The sequence below is a fragment of the Motilimonas thetidivivens genome, assembly GCF_046452435.1.
In the GTDB taxonomy this organism is placed as follows: Bacteria; Pseudomonadota; Gammaproteobacteria; order Enterobacterales; family CBDFNC01; genus Motilimonas.
The window spans coordinates 73,956-90,967 of record NZ_JBKFDK010000005.1; the positions used below are offsets into that span (position 1 = coordinate 73,956).

Here is a 17,012-nt window from a genome sequence, read left to right on the forward strand (position 1 = left end):
ATACTGTTTTTATGTACAGTTTTTTGGGCATTAGTTATGCAACGTAAAATTATTCACGTCGATATGGATTGTTTTTTTGCGGCAGTGGAAATGCGTGATAATCCTGAACTTAAATCCTTGCCTATTGCGATTGGCGGCGCTGCATCACGTCGTGGTGTACTTTCGACTTGTAATTACGTTGCGCGTAAATTTGGCATTCGCAGTGCCATGCCCACCCACAAGGCATTACAGTTATGTCCAGAGCTCGTCGTTTTACCTGGGCGAATGGAGGCCTATAAAGCGGTTTCTCAGCAGGTCTTACACATTTTCCAGCGTTACACCGAGATTATTGAACCCTTATCCTTAGATGAAGCTTATTTAGATGTAAGTGAATCTTCACTTTTTAGTGGTTCTGCGACATACATAGCCCAAGATATTCGCCGAGCTATCGAAGAGGAAACCGGATTAACCGCTTCAGCTGGGGTTGCTCCTTGCAAATTTATTGCTAAAGTCGCGTCTGATGAAAATAAACCCAATGGCTTATGTGTCGTCACGCCCGCCGAGTTAGACGCCTTTGTTGCCAGCTTACCTCTTGAGAAAATTCCCGGCGTTGGCAAGGTCACCCTAGAAAAATTACACGCGCTAGGGCTGTATACCTGTAAAGACGTTCAAGTTTATCCAAGAGAGGTCATTCTCACTAAGTTTGGTAAATTTGGTCGGGTGTTATTGGAGCGCAGCCAAGGCATAGATAATCGTGAAGTCGTGACCTGTCGGGAGCGAAAATCGGTCGGGGTTGAGCGCACCCTTAGTCATAATATCGCTCAGCAAGAGGAATGTGAGCTGATCCTGAAAGACTTATATCAAGAGCTGCAGCGACGACTGACTCGCGTTGGCGCGGCTGATCGAATTCGTTCATTAGCGGTTAAGATGAAATTTGCTGACTTTCAATTGCGCTCAGCCGAGCAAAAAGTGGCCCAACTCGAGCCAGAATGTTATCAGGCCTTGCTATTGCAATTATTGGCTAAAAGCCAGGGCAGGGGCATACGTCTTTTAGGTTTATCAGCACAGCTGAATAGCGAAACGACACAGTCCACTGACATTAAACAACTTAACCTGATTTAGCTATTCACCCCAATCATATTCGATGACTTCAACCTCATCGGTAGACTGGACTTTTGGCTTGGTGCTCACCTTGTTACTTGAGCTCGAGCTGTTCTTGCTTGATGGTTCATTACTAAATAAATCAGTGGTTTCTTGCCATGCATGACTGGACACATCTTTGGTTCCATCCCATACGTCTGCGGAAACTTCGGTCGTGTTTTGCCATACATCAGCCGACACTTCTTTGGTTCCCTGCCACACGTCTGCAGAGACTTCTTTAGTGCCTTGCCAAGCATCCTGACTGGTTTCTTTGGTTGCTGTCCAGACTTGGCTGCCAGCATTTTTGGTACTTTGCCACGCTTTATCCCAACTTGATTCAGCATGAGCTGAGCAACTTAGACTAAGCGCTGTTGTCGCTATAACAGCAAGGGGTGTAAGACGCTTCCTTGTCACCTTGTCCTCCTTAAATATGATTACTAACAGGCTTTAATGCATATTAGCTGAGCTGGATTAGAGTCTAAAGTAGTTTTCAATTAAAGATAGTTTAACTAGTAGCTGGGTGTTTCCACCCAGCGGGTAGGTTTACTTGTTTGGTATCGCCGCCAAGACCTTAGTTAATAATTGCCAGTATTTTTCAACGCTGCCAATGTGAACTTTCTCATCCGGCGAGTGAGGGAATTTGATGGTTGGGCCGATGGAAACCATGTCCCAATCAGGGTAAACAGCTTTGAACAGACCGCACTCAAGGCCCGCATGGATCATCATGATTTTAGGGGTTTTAGCAAATTCTTCTTGATATACCTTTTGGACTAAATCGCGCATGTCTGAGTCTGCTTTGGGGGCCCAACCTGGATAAGCTCCTGAAAAGGTTACTTTACCATCAGCAAGTTGGAACACGGCAGCTAGCATGTGTTGAACGTCTTCGCGGCTACTATCATGCATAGAGCGCACTAAACATTGCACATCAATGCCTTGTTCATTGCAGCTAACTACACCTAAATTCGTAGACGTTTCCACTACACCAGCAAACTCATCGCTCATTCTGATCACACCATTCACGCAAGCGTGCAAGGCGCTGATCAGCTTGGTTTGTTGGCTGTTATCTAAAATGGTGTTGATGTCAGTTGGGGTTAAGGTTAGGGCTAAGTTAGGCTCGGTGTGGGCTAAAGTTGTTTTGATCTGTTCAGCTAAATCGGCAAAGGCAGCTTGAAATTGCGCTTGTTGCTCGGTCGCAATGGCAAATTTGGCACTGCCTTCACGTGGGATAGCATTGCGCAAACTACCGCCTTGCAGCTCACTTAATTGCAATTCAAATTCACTTTGTTGACTCAACTCATATAAACAGCGGGCTAAGATTTTATTGGCATTGCCGCGACCTAGGTGGATGTCACAGCCAGAATGGCCGCCCTTGAGGCCGCTCACTGTTAGCTCAAAACCAGAAACGGCCTCACATGACTGTCTGTTGAGTTTGAAGCTAACATTCACATTTACGCCGCCGGCACAGCCCATATAGACTTCGCCTTCTTCCTCGGAATCTGTGTTGATTAGGATATCGCCATCAAAATAACCAGGCTCTAAACCGAACGCACCTGTCATGCCCGCTTCTTCGTCTGTAGTCAGTAAGACTTCAATCGGGCCGTGAGGGATGTCCTTACTGGCTAGTACCGCAAGGCAAGAGGCCATGCCGATGCCGTTATCAGCGCCTAAAGTAGTGTTATTGGCCGTGACCCAGTCGCCATCAATATAAGCTTGGATGGGGTCTTGAGTGAAGTCATGCTGAGTATCGTTATTTTTTTGCGGCACCATATCGAGGTGCGCTTGCAATATGACCCCTTTTTTATGCTCCATGCCTGGCGTCGCAGGTTTTTTAATAATGACATTACCAATTTTGTCTTGCAGGACAGCCAAACCTTGTGCTGTTGCCCATTGCATGATCCAATCCGCTAGGGCTTGCTCATGCTTTGAAGGGTGAGGTATTTGACAAATTTGCTCAAACAAAGACCAGAGTGGTTGAGGTGATAATTGATTTAGTTGGTTCATGATGACAGGCTTATAGTGGCTAATTAATTGGCTCATTATAGGGCAGGACACCTAAATGAATAAAGGATCATCTAGCAAAGGCGAGTCTATTAGTTGTTTATGCCTAAGCTATTTGGCTGCTTTTATACACTCACAGACAAAAACAAGGGCGAATAAATTAGTCGCCCTTAGATAAGATAGAATGGTCAGCTCACGCCTTAAATTGTGACATGAGTTGGCGTAGCTCTTGACCGACCTGTTGCAGCTGAGCACTCACATCACTGGTTGCTTGATTATTCGCTGTGGATTCACTTGCTAACTCTGAGATATTGGTAACGTTTCGGTTGATTTCATCCAACGCTTTTGACTGCTGCTCGGAAGCGCTGGCAATCTGATGATTCATATCGGTGATAACATTAATTGCACTCACTATTTCGTTTAATGCATCACCTGCCGAACTAGCTTGGCTGGCGGTTTTATCAGACTGGCTCTGAGTTTGCTCCATCGATGAGGCGACACTGTTGGTGCCTTTTTGTAGCTTGGCTATCATTTCTTGAATTTCATCGGTAGAGGCTTGGGTGCGTGTTGCTAAGGTACGCACTTCATCGGCGACAACAGCAAAACCTCGGCCTTGCTCACCAGCGCGAGCGGCTTCAATAGCAGCATTTAGGGCCAGTAAATTAGTCTGTTCGGCGATGCCTCGGATCACGTCTAAAATAGTGCCAATTTGCTGGCTATCTTGCTCCAGCTGATTAACCAAGGTGACGGTTTGTTTGAGCTCTTCGCCCAGTAATGCAATGGAGCTGATGGTTTGCTCAACCGCGACTTGACCGTGCTGAGCTCGTTGGTCTGCATCCGCGGCCGAGTCAGCGGCAAGCTGAGCACTGCTTGCTACTTCTTGAGTGGTTGCCAGCATTTGGTTCATGGCCGCTGCGACACCATCGGTTTCGTGATGCTGCTGCTCTGCGATGCGATGATTGGCGTTGACGGATTGATTTAAATGCGCTGCAGTTTCGCCCACTTTTGTACTGACGGGCTGCATTTGTCGCACTAACTCGGCAATCTTGTGAGTGAATAGATTAAAATTCTCGGCAAGTTTAGCAATTTCATCTTGGCCTTGATCGGCTAACACCACGGTTAAGTCCCCTTCACCTTGGGCTATTTCAGCCATAGCAAGGGATGTGTGCTTGAGTGGTTTAGTGATGCTAAGAATGATCAAGGTGGAGAGGGCAAGCAGCACTATGGCAACCGTGATAAATACGCCGATTATTTGATACATCATATTGTTATACAGTGTTTCCACATCGTCTATGTACAGGCCTGTGCCAATGATCCAACCCCAAGGTTGGTAGCCCTTAACGAATGAAATTTTATCAACGGGTTGCTCGAATCCGGGTTTAGGCCATTGATAATCAACAAACCCTTCGCCATGTTGTTTAACCACATTGGCAAACTCAACAAACAAACGTTTACCGTTAGGGTCTTTGATATCACTCAAAGGCTTACCATCTAGGCTTGGCTTGATTGGATGCATCACCATGACAGGCTCAAGATCATTGATCCAAAAGTAATCGGTTTTATTATAACGAATCGCTTTAATGGCACTCATGGCATTTTGTTTGGCTATTGCTTCGTCATAAATCCCCGCTTTAGCTTGCTGGTGGTAATACTGGATCAGCGAATAAACGGTATCGACTTCAAATTGAACCTGAACACGTTTATCTTCGAGTAAGGCATGTTTGTATTGAACGAGTACGAGCATGATTAACGCAGACATGCCCAATAAGGCAATAATTAGGTTACTGTATAAACGGTGGCCGATAGACAACTTTCGTAATATTGATAGCATAGCAGAACCTCTATTCATTCTATTATTTTGATTTGTATCAATAAATCACGGCGGATAACTTTGTTTTGTTCACATTTTAAATTAACTAAGACAAGGAACTTTATGGTTCTGTGAGCGAGTATTGATTCTTTTGCTTCGATTTGATGATTTTGATTGATTAATTTTATGCTTATTCTATGTTAATTCTGACTAAAGTCATGGTTAATTGCTGAGCAGCCTTTTATAATCCGCCGCTAAATTTCACACATCTCCCCCTACCCAACATTAAAGCAATAATGTGCCAGCGTTAGCGAGTCGTTATCCAGCACAACAGGGAATCGTTGTTTTACGATAGGGAGTTAACCAATAATGGACCTCAAGATGTTAGAACAAATCTTTAAACTGAAAGAGAATGGCACCAGTGTGCGCACGGAAATTATCGCTGGTGTTACGACTTTCTTAACCATGGCGTATATTATTTTTGTTAACCCTGCGATGCTGTCTGATACTGGGATGGATCGTGGTGCGGTATTTGTTGCAACCTGTTTAGCGGCAGCGATTGGCTGTTTTATTATGGGTTTCTACGCAAATTATCCGGTCGCGCTTGCACCTGGTATGGGCTTAAATGCGTTCTTTGCTTATGTCGTTGTCGGCGACATGGGTTATAGCTGGGAAGTGGCACTAGGCGCGGTTTTCCTGTCGGGTTGTTGCTTCTTATTGCTTAGCTTGTTCCGTATCCGTGAGTGGATCATCAATAGTATTCCTCAAGCATTACGCACAGGTATCGCTGCGGGTATCGGTTTATTTTTAGCTCTGATTGCATTGAAAAATGCCGGTATTGTGGTGGGCAATCCAAATACGTTAGTGAGTATGGGTGATATTACATCGCTACATTCGCTACTGGCCTGTGTTGGTTTTTTTGCCATTATTGCCATGGTGCATTTTCGCATTAAAGGCGGCATCATGTATGCGGTACTTGGGGTCACCTTTTTAGGTTGGGCCGTGGGCGATATTGCATACGGTGGTTTAGTCTCTATGCCGCCATCGGTTGCGCCAACTTTCCTTGCACTTGATATTGAAGGGGCCTTTAGCATTGCCATGATCAGCGTGGTATTTGCTTTCTTATTTGTTGATTTGTTCGATACTTCAGGCACTTTGATTGCTGTTGCTGATAAAGCGAAGTTATTGGATGAAAAGGGCAACCTGCCTCGTTTAAATCGTGCTTTACTAGCTGATAGTGGCGCATCGATTGCAGGCTCTATGATGGGAACGTCAACCACCACCAGCTACATTGAAAGTGTGAGCGGTGTGGCTGAAGGCGGAAAAACAGGATTAACTGCGGTTATTGTTGGATTTTTATTCCTATTATGTTTATTCTTTGCGCCCCTTGCCGGTATGGTACCCGCTTATGCTACCGCAGGTGCATTATTTTATGTCGCTATATTGATGATGGCTGGTTTAACTCGCATCGATTGGCATGACATTACCGAAGCGGCGCCTGTTGTAGTGGTTACTCTGCTTATGCCGTTGACTTTTTCAATTGCACACGGCATCGCAATTGGCTTTATTGCTTATGCTGTGATTAAGTTAATTACAGGTAAAGCGATGTCAGTTAGTAGCAGTGTGTGGGTACTGGCAATACTATTTACAGTTAAGTTTGCATTGCAGTTTTAAATGATCGCTTTGCGCCAACGTCAATCTGAATCATATTGAGGTAAATATGAGCAAAAAATTCTACGTCTCTTGGGAATTAGAGCAAAGAGAATCTCGCCGTTTGGCGCGTAAGTTACTTCCAGCTGATCAATGGAAAGGTATTATTGCTGTTAGTCGTGGTGGCCTCGTTCCTGCCGCTATCTTGGCTCGCGAGCTAGGTATTCGCCATGTCGATACCATTTGTATCGCTAGCTACAGTCACGACCAGCAAAAAGAGCTGAAAGTAATCAAAGGCGTCGATCACGATGGTGAAGGCTTTATCGTGGTTGATGATCTTGTTGACACAGGTGGCACAGCTAAGGTTATCCGTGAGATGTTACCAAAAGCCCGCTTTGTGACTGTGTTTGCAAAGCCAGCAGGTAAACATTTAGTGGATGATTTTATTACTGAAATTCCTCAAGATACTTGGATTGAGCAACCTTGGGATATGTCATTGTGTTACACCACGCCTTTGGTTGATGAGAAATAAAACTGTTCAATAAAGCGGCTTAGGCCGCTTTTTTTTATACTTTTTCGTGAGTTAGTTTTTAACTCATTGATCTATGCCAATTATGCCAATCAGATTGGCTCTGCCAAATAGCCATAAAAGACGTATAATTTAGTCAATCTCTCAACAACAAGTTCTGTTATGGCTAGTCAAAATCTGTCTGAAAAGCTGTTTAAAATTAAATTTAATTATCCTGAAACATCGACCATTGCCAACCCTAGAGCGGGGGCTGGTGATGATCACGTCGTGGGCGAGATGATGGATGATGAAAATGCGAGTGGATGGTATCGTGCTTTACGTCGTGCCCAATGGGCTTGGCAGGGCGTTGATCCGGTGCAGGTAGAAGAAATTTTTGCCAAGATCGCGGTCTCAAAACATCGCCGGACGCGTAAGGATTTACTCGATACGGTGAAAGATTACCATTCGGGAAATTGGACTTATGAATGGACTCAGCCTGCTTCTTATTGGCAACATAAAGCCAAAGATGCGCTAGCGTTAGGTGATAAAGCGCAGGCCAAAGAAGCGTTTTACCTGGCATCACAATATTATGCTATTTCGGGTTATCCCCACCTAAAAGGGGATGAATTAGCTTTACAGGCGCAGACGTTAGCCAACCTATGCTATCGCGAAATGGGCAAGTTACTGCCTTGTCCCTTACGCACGGTAGAAGTGCCCTATGGCAATAAAAAAATTCAGTGTTATCTGCATTTAGCTCAAGATGATTTTCCTTCGCCTGTGGTGGTGGTGTGCGGTGCTATCGATAGCATGCAAATCGAGTATTTTAAAATATTCGAACGCCATTTAGCGCCAGCGGGCTTAGCCATGTTAACCGTTGATATGCCTGGGCTAGGATTTGCCAGTAGCATCAAATTGGAACAGGACAGTACTGCTTTACTGCGTGCCGTGGTGGCTCACATTAAAGAGGTTCCTTGGTTAGATCATGACAAAATAGCCTTAATGGGGGGGCGTTTAGGGGCTAATTTGGTCACGCGCTTAGCCTATCTTGAGCCATTTAATGTTAAGGCTGCCGTCAGTATTGGTGGGGCGGTCGATAAGTTATTTTTGGAGCCTGAGCGATTTGCTGCACTGCCGCAAATGATGTTGGATGCCATTGCAAATCGAATGGGGCTAACCAGTGAAGACAGTGGGCGCTTATATCATCACTGTAAGGTTTTTTCGCTATCACGCCAAGGTTTACTCGGGCGCAGCAAGACTCAGGTGCCATTGTTAAGCATTGGCCATGCGGATGACTTAATCTGCCCTGAAGAAGATATCATCAAGGTTGCCAAAGGCAGTAAGCGCGGCGAATCTATCGTGATCAGTAAACCGCCAATCTTCCAATCCTATTTTCACGCTTTAGAACAAGCTGCCGAATGGATTAAGCAATATTTAGTCGATTAAAGGGCGATTTTATTCGCCCACACCAGGTTAGCGCCCATCGTCTGCACTGTTATTGTGCAGACTGTTAATTAACGCGAGCTGGATCAGGCTACGACATAGTGAGCATTGCGCAAGGTGCATTTATACGTTATTGGTAGTCTCTCTTAACGTGATGGAGACGAATAGATATGTCACAAGCGCAATTCCCTGCTCAAGGAAGATTGACTAAAAAGTTTACCGATATTGGCCCTTATTTCCGTATTGGTCAAAGTGATGAGCAGCGGTTCTTCTTTGATTGTTTAGCGGTATGTGTTGGGATCAACGCGGAGCCAGATCAGCGAGAGTTTTATGGCTGGTGGCTTGAATTAACCAAGACAGAAACCGGTTTTACTTATCACTACCATTATGGATTTTATGACGTGTCAGGGACATGGCAGCAGCAAGCGGTACCAAAGAAACATCAGGTAGAAGTAACCCGCTCGCTACAAGTGTTTTTTGACAAAATCTCTGAGTTGGTCGAAACCACCTTTGAGCTGGATTTACAGCCTTCTTCATCGCTTGATCGTGACCTTGTTTTAACCGCAGCATAGTCCTTTTAACCGCAGCATAATCCTTTTAAGCCAGCACATAAAGTCGTTGTGCTGGTGATCTTTGCATTATTGTGTCAAAGCCTATTTTTCAGGTGTGAGCGCATCATAAACTTGATATTATGACGACCAATTAGGTTTATGTTTTACTTATTGAATTAGCCAGCCCCATGTTAAAAAAAACCATCGTTGTTAAATTAGGGACCAGTGTACTCACTGGCGGAAGTGCTAAGCTAGATCGTGCTCATATGGTCGAGTTAGTACGTCAATGTGCCAAGCTGCATCAAGCTGGCCATCATATTATTGTTGTGACTTCCGGTGCCGTTGCTGCTGGTCGTGAGCATTTGGGCCGTCATGATTTACCTACTACCGTGGCGAATAAACAAATGTTGGCCGCTGTTGGCCAAAGTCAGCTGATTTTAACGTGGGAAAATCTGTTTAATATTTATGGCTTGCACGTAGGGCAAATGCTGCTAACGCGTGCCGATTTAGATGATCGTGAGCGCTTCTTAAACGCACGCGATACTATGCGTACCTTATTAAAACACCGTATTATTCCTATCGTAAATGAAAATGATGCGGTGGCGACATCTGAAATCAAGGTAGGCGATAATGACAATCTCTCTGCTTTGGCTGCGATCCTCGCCGATGCCGATTTGTTGCTACTGCTAACGGATCAATCGGGTTTGTTTACGGCCGATCCTCGCACCAATAAAGACGCTAAACTCATCTCACAGATAACGGAAATTACTGATGAAATTCGGTTGTTAGCCGGTGGTAGTGTATCTGGTTTAGGCACGGGTGGCATGGCCACTAAGTTACAAGCTGCCGATGTGGCGATGCGTGCCGGCATTGATGTGGTGATTGCTGCGGGCAATGAAGAGCATGTGATTAAGCGTATTGCCGAAGGTGAGTCCTTAGGTACCCTATTCTTATCGAAAAAGTCGCCACTTGAGCATCGTAAACAATGGATTTTGGCCGGTCCTCCTCCAGCAGGTAAGATTGTCATAGATCAAGGTGCAGCCAACGCTGTGGTTGCTAAGGGCAGCAGTTTGTTGCCTAAAGGGATCACGCAAGTGTTAGGTGAATATGGCCGAGGTGATGTGATTTTAGTGACGAATCTTGAGGGTAAAGTCATTGCCCGCGGGATCTCCCGTTATTCGAGCAGTGAATTGACCAAAATTAAGGGCTTACACTCAGAGCAAATTGAGTCAGCTTTAGGCTATGCTTATGGCTCGGTCGCTATTCACCGTGATGATTTAGTTGTGCTGTAAATCCCTTAATGGATGACATAAATACAGATAACAAAAAAGGCCCAAAGGGCCTTTTTTAGTTTTAACCTTCAAGAGCCAGCTAAGTCGCTTAGCTCACTTCTTTACCCGCTGCTTGTAAATCGGCATGGTATGAAGAGCGCACAAATGGACCGCAGGCCGCATGGGTAAAGCCATTTTGTTTAGCAATGGCGCCAAGCGCATCAAATTCAGCCGGTGGTACATAGCGCTCCACAGCCAAGTGATTACGGCTTGGTTGTAGATACTGACCTAGGGTCAGCATGGTCACACCATGTGCGCTTAAATCTTTGATAACTTGTTCGATTTCTTCATTGCTTTCGCCTAAGCCCATCATGAGTCCAGACTTGGTCGGGACATTAGGGTGCAGCTCTTTAAAGCGCTGTAATAGGGTGAGAGACCACTGATAATCTGCCCCCGGACGCACTTTTTTATAAAGCCGAGGCGCTGTTTCTAGGTTGTGGTTAAACACATCTGGCGGTGTGTCTTTTAGTATTTCTAAGGCACGATCCATGCGGCCTTTAAAGTCAGGCACCAAGATCTCAATTTTAATTTCAGGGTTTAACGCGCGAATTTCACGAATACAGTCGGCAAAATGCTGAGCACCACCGTCACGAAGATCATCACGGTCAACAGAGGTGATAACGACGTATTTTAGTTTCATGTCCTTGATGGTCTGCGCCAGTTTCTTTGGCTCTTCAGCTGACGGCGGTAACGGGCGACCATGGGCCACATCACAAAATGGACAACGTCGAGTACAAATGGCGCCAAGGATCATAAAAGTGGCCGTGCCGTGGTTGAAACACTCAGAGAGGTTAGGGCACGAGGCTTCTTCACATACCGAATGCAGATCGTTTTTGCGCATGGCATCTTTGATTTCTTGGATCCGCGCACTGGAACTCGGCAACTTTATCTTCATCCAGTCAGGCTTTTTCAGCATGGTCGCTTTGTCACTAGGAACGACTTTTACAGGGATTAAAGATACCTTGTCAGCGTCTCTTAATTTCACGCCAGCAACGGGTTTATTTGGTTTGCTCATTGTTTGGGACCTGTCCATTGTATCTCGTTGTAATCGAGTAATTGGCTGAGTTGTGTGATTAACTGGTGTTGCAGCTGGCTAAAATCAATCGCATGAGTAAAATCGCGAAGCTGAGTCATTTCAAGTCCAGCATAACCGCAGGGGTTAATACGTTGAAAAGGGCTAAGATCCATATCCACGTTTAAGGCTAGGCCATGAAACGAGCAGCCTTTACGGATCCTTAAGCCCAGCGAGGCAATTTTTTTATTGTCGATGTAAACGCCTGGCGCATCGGGCTTAGCATAAGACTCAATTTGGTATTCTTGTAGCAGCGCAATCAGGGCATTCTCGATATGACTAACCAGATCGCGCACGCCAAAATCCTTGCGTTTAAGGTTCACCAAAATATAAGCCACTTGTTGCCCCGGACCATGGTACGTGACCTGACCACCGCGATCTGATGCCACCACAGGAATGTCACCAGCGACCAGCACATGTTCAGCCTTGCCGGCTTGGCCTTGGGTAAAAACGCTTGGATGCTGGACTAGCCAGATCTCATCAGCATCATCATCACTGCGGGTATCGGTAAAGTTTTTCATTTGTTGCCAGACTATTTGGTATTCGCAAAGCGGATACTGCCTAACAATCAATTTTTTGCTTATCAAAGGGCAACCTGCAGATATCGATTAAAGAACGGTACGGACAATATCGATTTGACCTAAAGCAGAGTATAAGGTTTCGATGTGCTCTTTGCTCTCAACTTGCACTCTTACCGATACGGTGTGGTAAGTGCCTTTGGTACTCGCGCGGATAGTCGGGCTGTAATCACCTGGTGCATGCTGTTGAATCACTTCAACCACTAAGTCTGGCAATTCTGGTTGAGCAACTCCTACTACCTTGAACAAAAAATCGTTTGGGAATTCTAAAAATTCATCGAATCGCGTATTTAATGCCATTGCTTACTTCACTATGTTAAATCAATCAATGCCCAGATAGGGGGCTTAGGTGGCTAATTTTACCTCAGCTAGATGTTGAGGTATATCACATTTTTAATGCGGTTATTTGGGAGGGCTGCGCCCAATGTGAGCGCAGCGTAATCAAATTATCCAAACCAGCGTTTGAATAGTAATTGGAAATAGTCCATTAAACGGCTGAACCAGCTGCCTTCATTAACATCGTTAAGGGCAACAAGGGGAAACTCGGCTAGGTTTTCACCGTCGATTTCATAAGATACCTTACCAACCACTTGGCCTTTCGCGATTGGAGCGGAAAGCTCAGTATCAAGTACGAAGTTGGCTTTTAAGCTTTTGGCCGAGCCGCGTGGGATAGTGATGGGGGTACTGGTTGCTAAACCCAGATCCACATACTCGGTGTCGCCCATCCAAATACGCTCGGAAGCTAATTTATCACCTGCGTTGTATGGTGTTAGCGTCTCAAAAAAGCGAAAGCCCCAGTTAAGTAGTTTTTTACTTTCTTCTTTACGCGCTTGTTCACTTTTGGTGCCCATTACCACGGCGATAAGACGCATACCATCTTTGGTCGCTGAAGAAACTAAGCTGTAACCCGCTGCGCTGGTATGGCCAGTTTTAATGCCGTCAACATTCAAGCTTTTATCCCACAACAAAGAGTTACGGTTATATTGAGTAATGTTATTGAAGGTAAATGATTTTTCTTTGTAGATGGCATATTCTTCAGGTACATCGCGGATCATGGCTTTGGCTAAGGTCGCCATATCGCGTGGGGATGTATTGTGATTTTCTGAATCTAAACCGTGGCTATTTTCAAAAAAGCTGTTGGTCATGCCTAACTGTTTTGCCCATGAATTCATTAAGTCAGCAAAAGCATCTTCACTCCCCGCAATGTGCTCAGCCATGGCCACACAGGCATCATTGCCTGATTGAATAATAATGCCGCGGTTCAAGTCGGCAACCGAGACGGTTTTGCCCACTTCGATAAACATTTTTGATGAGTCGGGGAAATTTTTCGACCAAGCGTTTTCGCTGATCACGACTTGATCATCAAGCGAGATATTACCCGACAGGATTTCCTTACCTATCACATAACTGGTCATCATCTTAGTTAAGCTGGCAGGTGGGATCGGGACATCTTCGTTTAGGCCTGCAAGAACTTCACCTGAGTCGTAGTCCATTAATATGTAGCCTTTTGCGGCTATGGTGGGGGCATTGGGAATCGCTTTGGGAGCAGAAAATGCACTCGCACTTACAAATAAACAAAGAAGGGCGGTCTTTCGCGTAATGTTGGCAATTATCGACATTGAAATGCTGGTCTCTTTATTTGGTCTCTTTTGGAAAAATCCCTGAATACGAATACAGTTCAATTCGACTCAAGGCGCAAAATCTCATTGTAAATTAGCAGATGTTGGCTTTAAGCTTAAGAAAGCAAGTCTCCAAAACTTGTGCTAGCTTTTCAGCCAACTTCTTGGTTATGACAGGTTAATGGCCATCATGTTCAATCGCAAACAGATAAAATTGATTTGTTTGCTCGAGTTAATTTGCTAATAGGCGCTTATGGGTATGGATTGACATCAAAATGCCAAATCCTGCCATCAAGGTTACCATAGATGTTCCCCCATAGCTTACCAAGGGTAAGGGCACCCCGACAACGGGTAATAAGCCACTGACCATCCCGATATTAACAAAAACGTAGACAAAGAAGGTGAGTGTTAATGCGCCCGCTGTTAAACGGCTAAAGGCACTTTGTCCTTGACTGGCAATGTACAACCCACGGCAAATGATAAAAATGTATAACAGTAAGAGTAGGGCTATGCCCACTAAGCCAAACTCTTCGGAAAAAACAGCAAAAATAAAGTCGGTATGGCGCTCGGGCAAAAAGTCGAGTTGGGATTGGGTACCTTGCATCCAGCCTTTACCAAAAATACCACCAGAGCCGATGGCAATTTTTGATTGAATAATGTGGTAGCCAGAGCCGAGGGGATCGCTCTCTGGGTTTAAAAAGGTAAGTACCCGCTGACGTTGATAATTGTGCATTAAGAAAAACCACAGCACAGGTGCAAAGGCAGAAGCGCCGGCCACAGCCACCCCGATGAGCTTCCAGCTAACCCCAGCAAGAAACAAAGCAAATATACCGGAAGCGGCAACCAGCAATGAAGTACCAAGATCCGGTTGTTTAGAAATCAATAAGGTCGGCGTTAGAATGATGGCACAGGCAACCAAAGTGTGTTTTAGGTTGGGAGGCAGGTTTCTGTTGCCTATGTAGCTTGCCACCATTAATGGCATTGCCAGTTTCATGATTTCTGACGGCTGAAACATGAAAAAACCTAAGTTGATCCAACGCTGTGCTCCCTTGCCAACATGGCCGATTAAAAGTACGGCTACTAACAAGGCGACCCCAGCTAAAAATACCGGCATTGCCCAACGGGCATAAAAGTTAGGTGAAAATTGAGCCAATACAAACATGGTAACAAGCCCGAACCCGAGGCGAATTGCTTGACGCAACATTAAATCCATGTCTTGACCGCCAGCAGAATAGAGCACGATCAAGCTGATTGTCATCAAACCCAGTAAGCCAAGTAGTAAGGGCAAGTCGATATGCAATTTATACCAAATGGTGTTTTCTTGACGGCGCTCCACTATTGCGCTCCTAATTCAGTTTGTTCGAGCTGCTCATTACTGAGGGGATTTAATGCAGGGCTATTTAAACCACTATTTAAACCATTGTTTAAACTGTTATTTAACCCGTTAGGTAACGAGAATGAAGGATTCAATTTTTGCTCTTGTTTGCGTTCGAAGTAGGCGTCTAACATAGCACGCGCCACGGGCGCTGCATGAGAGCTACCGCCTCCGGCATTTTCCACCACGACGGAGGTGACGACTTCAGGCGCATCAAATGGGGCGTAAGCGACAAACATGGCGTTGTCTCTGTGGTGCTCCTCCAATTTATCGGCATCATATTCTTCATCTTCTTTCATACCGATGACTTGAGCGGTACCGGATTTTCCGGCTGCGACATAGGCGGTATCGGCAAAGGCTTTATGAGCGGTACCGGTTTTTTTGTTCACTACGCCATACATGCCATCGAGGGCAACTTGCCAGTGGCCTTCATTTTTAAGCACAATTGGCGGCTTGTGATCAGGTGGGACTTCAAATATACCACTCACACTGCGAATGGATTTAAGCAGTCTAGGCACAATAATGTCACCGCGACGTGCTAAATTAGCGGTGGCATGGGCTAGTTGGATTGGCGTTGCTGTCCAATAGCCTTGACCTATTCCCACCGAGATTGTATCTCCTTGATACCATGGCTGATTAAAGCGTGCGCGTTTCCAGCCGCGTGAAGGCATTACCGCACTGGTTTCTTCAGCAATATCGATACCAGTGTAATCGCCAAAACCAAATTGCTTCATGAATTCGCTGGTTTTATCTATCCCTACTTGATAGATCAAGTCATAGAAATAGGTATCGCAGCTTTGTTCTATGGCGTGATAAACATCCACCCAGCCATGACCCCAACGTTTCCAATCACGAAAGCGCTTCGAGGTGTTAGGAATTTGCCAGCTACCCGGATCCCAGATACGTGTTTGTGGCGTAACCACTCCTTCATTTAAGCCAAGCAGTGCCATTTGCATCTTAATGGTAGATGCAGGTGGATAGCGACCTTGGGTTGCACGGTTAATCAGTGGACGATCTTTTGAATGCAATAAGGCGTTGTAGTTTTTGCTACTAATTCCATGAACAAAGAGGTTTGGATCGTAGCTGGGGCTAGACGCTAAGGCTAATACACCACCGTCATTGGCATCGAGCATCACCACTGAGCCGCGTCGACCATCAAGTAGTTTTTTGGCCTTTTGCTGCATCGCCAAATCAATATTTAAGTAGATATCTTTGCCCGGCTCGGGTGGAACAAATTTAAGCACACGGATAATCTTGCCGCGGTTGTTCACTTCCACTTCTTGATAGCCGGGCACGCCGTGTAACATGTCTTCGTAGTAGCGCTCTATGCCTTGTTTGCCTATGTCACGTGTGGCTGCATAGGTGGCTGATTTGCCTTCTTGTTCTAACCGTATGACATCTTTGTCGTTGATCTTACCCACATAGCCCAACATATGGGTTAAGGTTTCACCGTAGGGGTAGTAACGCTTGAGATAAGCCTCGATATTGACGCCTTCAAATTGGTGTTGGTTAACACTGAAGATGGCGGCTTGTTCCATGGTTAAACGGGGCACGAGGGCAACGGGCTTAAAGCGGCGCTGGCGCTTTTTTTGCCGGTAAAAATTGTCGATGGCGTCCTGATCTAATCCCAGCAATTGGGCTAAGTCATTGACGGTTTTTTCGAGATCGGCGATTTTTTCGGTGGTGATTTCAAGGCTAAATATCGGCCGGTTTTCGGCGAGCAGCACACCGTTGCGATCGTAAATTAAGCCTCGGTTAGGAGCCACAGGTAGCACATTGATGCGGTTGTCGTTGGAGCGAGTTTTATAGATCTGGAAAGATTCAACCTGAAGATAATATAGGTTAAAAAACAATACCGAAATTAATGCCAGCACAAACACAATACTGACCACAACTCGTCTGACAAACAGCGCAGACTCGGCGCTGTGATCTCGCATTGCTACGCTGGGTTGGTTCATCAA

General features: G+C 45.4%; 15 protein-coding genes. 6 read left to right on the forward strand and 9 right to left on the reverse strand.

The annotated features are described in order from the left end of the window. The first annotated feature begins 36 nt into the window (after positions 1 to 36). A complete protein-coding gene (gene dinB / locus ACK8OT_RS05565; RefSeq protein ID WP_410195514.1) occupies positions 37 to 1,101 on the forward strand; it encodes a DNA polymerase IV in 1,065 nt (354 codons plus the stop codon). On the opposite strand, the gene ACK8OT_RS05570 is transcribed toward dinB, so the two are convergent. The 3 genes from ACK8OT_RS05570 to ACK8OT_RS05580 form a co-directional block, all read right to left on the reverse strand. After that, positions 1,102 to 1,533 (reverse strand): hypothetical protein, encoded by a 432-nt coding sequence (locus ACK8OT_RS05570; protein ID WP_410195515.1) that lies wholly within the window; start codon positions 1,531 to 1,533, stop codon positions 1,102 to 1,104. A gap of 129 nt (positions 1,534 to 1,662) precedes the next feature. After that, on the reverse strand, positions 1,663 to 3,120 hold the full coding sequence (locus ACK8OT_RS05575; protein WP_410195626.1) for an aminoacyl-histidine dipeptidase: 1,458 nt from the start codon (positions 3,118 to 3,120) through the stop codon (positions 1,663 to 1,665). 190 nt (positions 3,121 to 3,310) lie between these two features. Continuing rightward, positions 3,311 to 4,948 (reverse strand): methyl-accepting chemotaxis protein, encoded by a 1,638-nt coding sequence (locus tag ACK8OT_RS05580; RefSeq protein ID WP_410195516.1) that lies wholly within the window; start codon positions 4,946 to 4,948, stop codon positions 3,311 to 3,313. Between the two features lie 360 nt (positions 4,949 to 5,308). Here ACK8OT_RS05580 and ACK8OT_RS05585 point away from each other — a divergent pair, with 360 nt between their 5' ends. The 5 genes from ACK8OT_RS05585 to proB all read left to right on the forward strand — a co-directional run bounded on the left by ACK8OT_RS05585 (position 5,309) and on the right by proB (position 10,368). Beyond that, positions 5,309 to 6,601 carry an NCS2 family permease gene (locus ACK8OT_RS05585; protein ID WP_410195517.1) on the forward strand — a complete coding sequence of 431 codons (1,293 nt, stop codon included), beginning with the start codon at positions 5,309 to 5,311 and terminating at the stop codon, positions 6,599 to 6,601. Between the two features lie 46 nt (positions 6,602 to 6,647). Beyond that, entirely contained in the window at positions 6,648 to 7,109 is a 462-nt protein-coding gene (gene gpt, locus ACK8OT_RS05590) for a xanthine phosphoribosyltransferase (RefSeq protein ID WP_410195518.1), read from the forward strand. A gap of 159 nt (positions 7,110 to 7,268) precedes the next feature. Continuing rightward, entirely contained in the window at positions 7,269 to 8,528 is a 1,260-nt protein-coding gene (frsA, locus tag ACK8OT_RS05595; protein WP_410195519.1) for an esterase FrsA, read from the forward strand. A 167-nt stretch (positions 8,529 to 8,695) separates the two neighbouring features. Further along, on the forward strand, positions 8,696 to 9,097 hold the full coding sequence (gene crl / locus ACK8OT_RS05600) for a sigma factor-binding protein Crl (RefSeq protein ID WP_410195520.1): 402 nt from the start codon (positions 8,696 to 8,698) through the stop codon (positions 9,095 to 9,097). Between the two features lie 167 nt (positions 9,098 to 9,264). Then, positions 9,265 to 10,368: a glutamate 5-kinase gene (gene proB / locus ACK8OT_RS05605; protein WP_410195521.1), complete on the forward strand. Its 1,104-nt coding sequence runs from the start codon at positions 9,265 to 9,267 to the stop codon at positions 10,366 to 10,368. A gap of 88 nt (positions 10,369 to 10,456) precedes the next feature. On the opposite strand, the gene lipA is transcribed toward proB, so the two are convergent. The 6 genes from lipA to mrdA form a co-directional block, all read right to left on the reverse strand. Then, complete coding sequence (lipA, locus tag ACK8OT_RS05610) at positions 10,457 to 11,422, reverse strand: lipoyl synthase (protein WP_410195522.1); 966 nt, start codon at positions 11,420 to 11,422, stop codon at positions 10,457 to 10,459. Next, positions 11,419 to 12,000, reverse strand: coding sequence for a lipoyl(octanoyl) transferase LipB (gene lipB / locus ACK8OT_RS05615; protein WP_410195523.1), 582 nt, complete (start codon positions 11,998 to 12,000; stop codon positions 11,419 to 11,421). The genes lipA and lipB overlap by 4 nt, the downstream gene beginning before the upstream one ends. Before the next feature lie 87 nt (positions 12,001 to 12,087). Continuing rightward, positions 12,088 to 12,357 carry a DUF493 family protein YbeD gene (gene ybeD / locus ACK8OT_RS05620; RefSeq protein WP_410195524.1) on the reverse strand — a complete coding sequence of 90 codons (270 nt, stop codon included), beginning with the start codon at positions 12,355 to 12,357 and terminating at the stop codon, positions 12,088 to 12,090. A gap of 146 nt (positions 12,358 to 12,503) precedes the next feature. Continuing rightward, positions 12,504 to 13,676 (reverse strand): serine hydrolase, encoded by a 1,173-nt coding sequence (locus ACK8OT_RS05625; protein ID WP_410195525.1) that lies wholly within the window; start codon positions 13,674 to 13,676, stop codon positions 12,504 to 12,506. Positions 13,677 to 13,908: 232 nt separating this feature from the next. Further along, positions 13,909 to 15,015, reverse strand: a complete 1,107-nt coding sequence (rodA, locus tag ACK8OT_RS05630) for a rod shape-determining protein RodA (RefSeq protein WP_410195627.1) — start codon at positions 15,013 to 15,015, stop codon at positions 13,909 to 13,911. Next, a complete protein-coding gene (gene mrdA / locus ACK8OT_RS05635; RefSeq protein WP_410195526.1) occupies positions 15,012 to 17,009 on the reverse strand; it encodes a penicillin-binding protein 2 in 1,998 nt (665 codons plus the stop codon). Before mrdA ends, rodA begins: the two co-directional genes overlap by 4 nt. Positions 17,010 to 17,012 lie beyond the last annotated feature (3 nt).

Bases quoted from the DNA above. Each gene is read 5' to 3' on its own strand.
- dinB (WP_410195514.1), top strand. From the start codon at position 37: ATGCAACGTAAAATTATTCACGTCGATATGGATTGTTTTTTTGCGGCA.
- ACK8OT_RS05575 (WP_410195626.1), bottom strand. From the start codon at position 3,120: ATGAACCAACTAAATCAATTATCACCTCAACCACTCTGGTCTTTGTTT.
- ACK8OT_RS05580 (WP_410195516.1), bottom strand. From the start codon at position 4,948: ATGCTATCAATATTACGAAAGTTGTCTATCGGCCACCGTTTATACAGT.
- ACK8OT_RS05585 (WP_410195517.1), top strand. From the start codon at position 5,309: ATGTTAGAACAAATCTTTAAACTGAAAGAGAATGGCACCAGTGTGCGC.
- gpt (WP_410195518.1), top strand. From the start codon at position 6,648: ATGAGCAAAAAATTCTACGTCTCTTGGGAATTAGAGCAAAGAGAATCT.
- frsA (WP_410195519.1), top strand. From the start codon at position 7,269: ATGGCTAGTCAAAATCTGTCTGAAAAGCTGTTTAAAATTAAATTTAAT.
- crl (WP_410195520.1), top strand. From the start codon at position 8,696: ATGTCACAAGCGCAATTCCCTGCTCAAGGAAGATTGACTAAAAAGTTT.
- proB (WP_410195521.1), top strand. From the start codon at position 9,265: ATGTTAAAAAAAACCATCGTTGTTAAATTAGGGACCAGTGTACTCACT.
- lipA (WP_410195522.1), bottom strand. From the start codon at position 11,422: ATGAGCAAACCAAATAAACCCGTTGCTGGCGTGAAATTAAGAGACGCT.
- lipB (WP_410195523.1), bottom strand. From the start codon at position 12,000: ATGAAAAACTTTACCGATACCCGCAGTGATGATGATGCTGATGAGATC.
- ybeD (WP_410195524.1), bottom strand. From the start codon at position 12,357: ATGGCATTAAATACGCGATTCGATGAATTTTTAGAATTCCCAAACGAT.
- ACK8OT_RS05625 (WP_410195525.1), bottom strand. From the start codon at position 13,676: ATGTCGATAATTGCCAACATTACGCGAAAGACCGCCCTTCTTTGTTTA.
- mrdA (WP_410195526.1), bottom strand. From the start codon at position 17,009: ATGAACCAACCCAGCGTAGCAATGCGAGATCACAGCGCCGAGTCTGCG.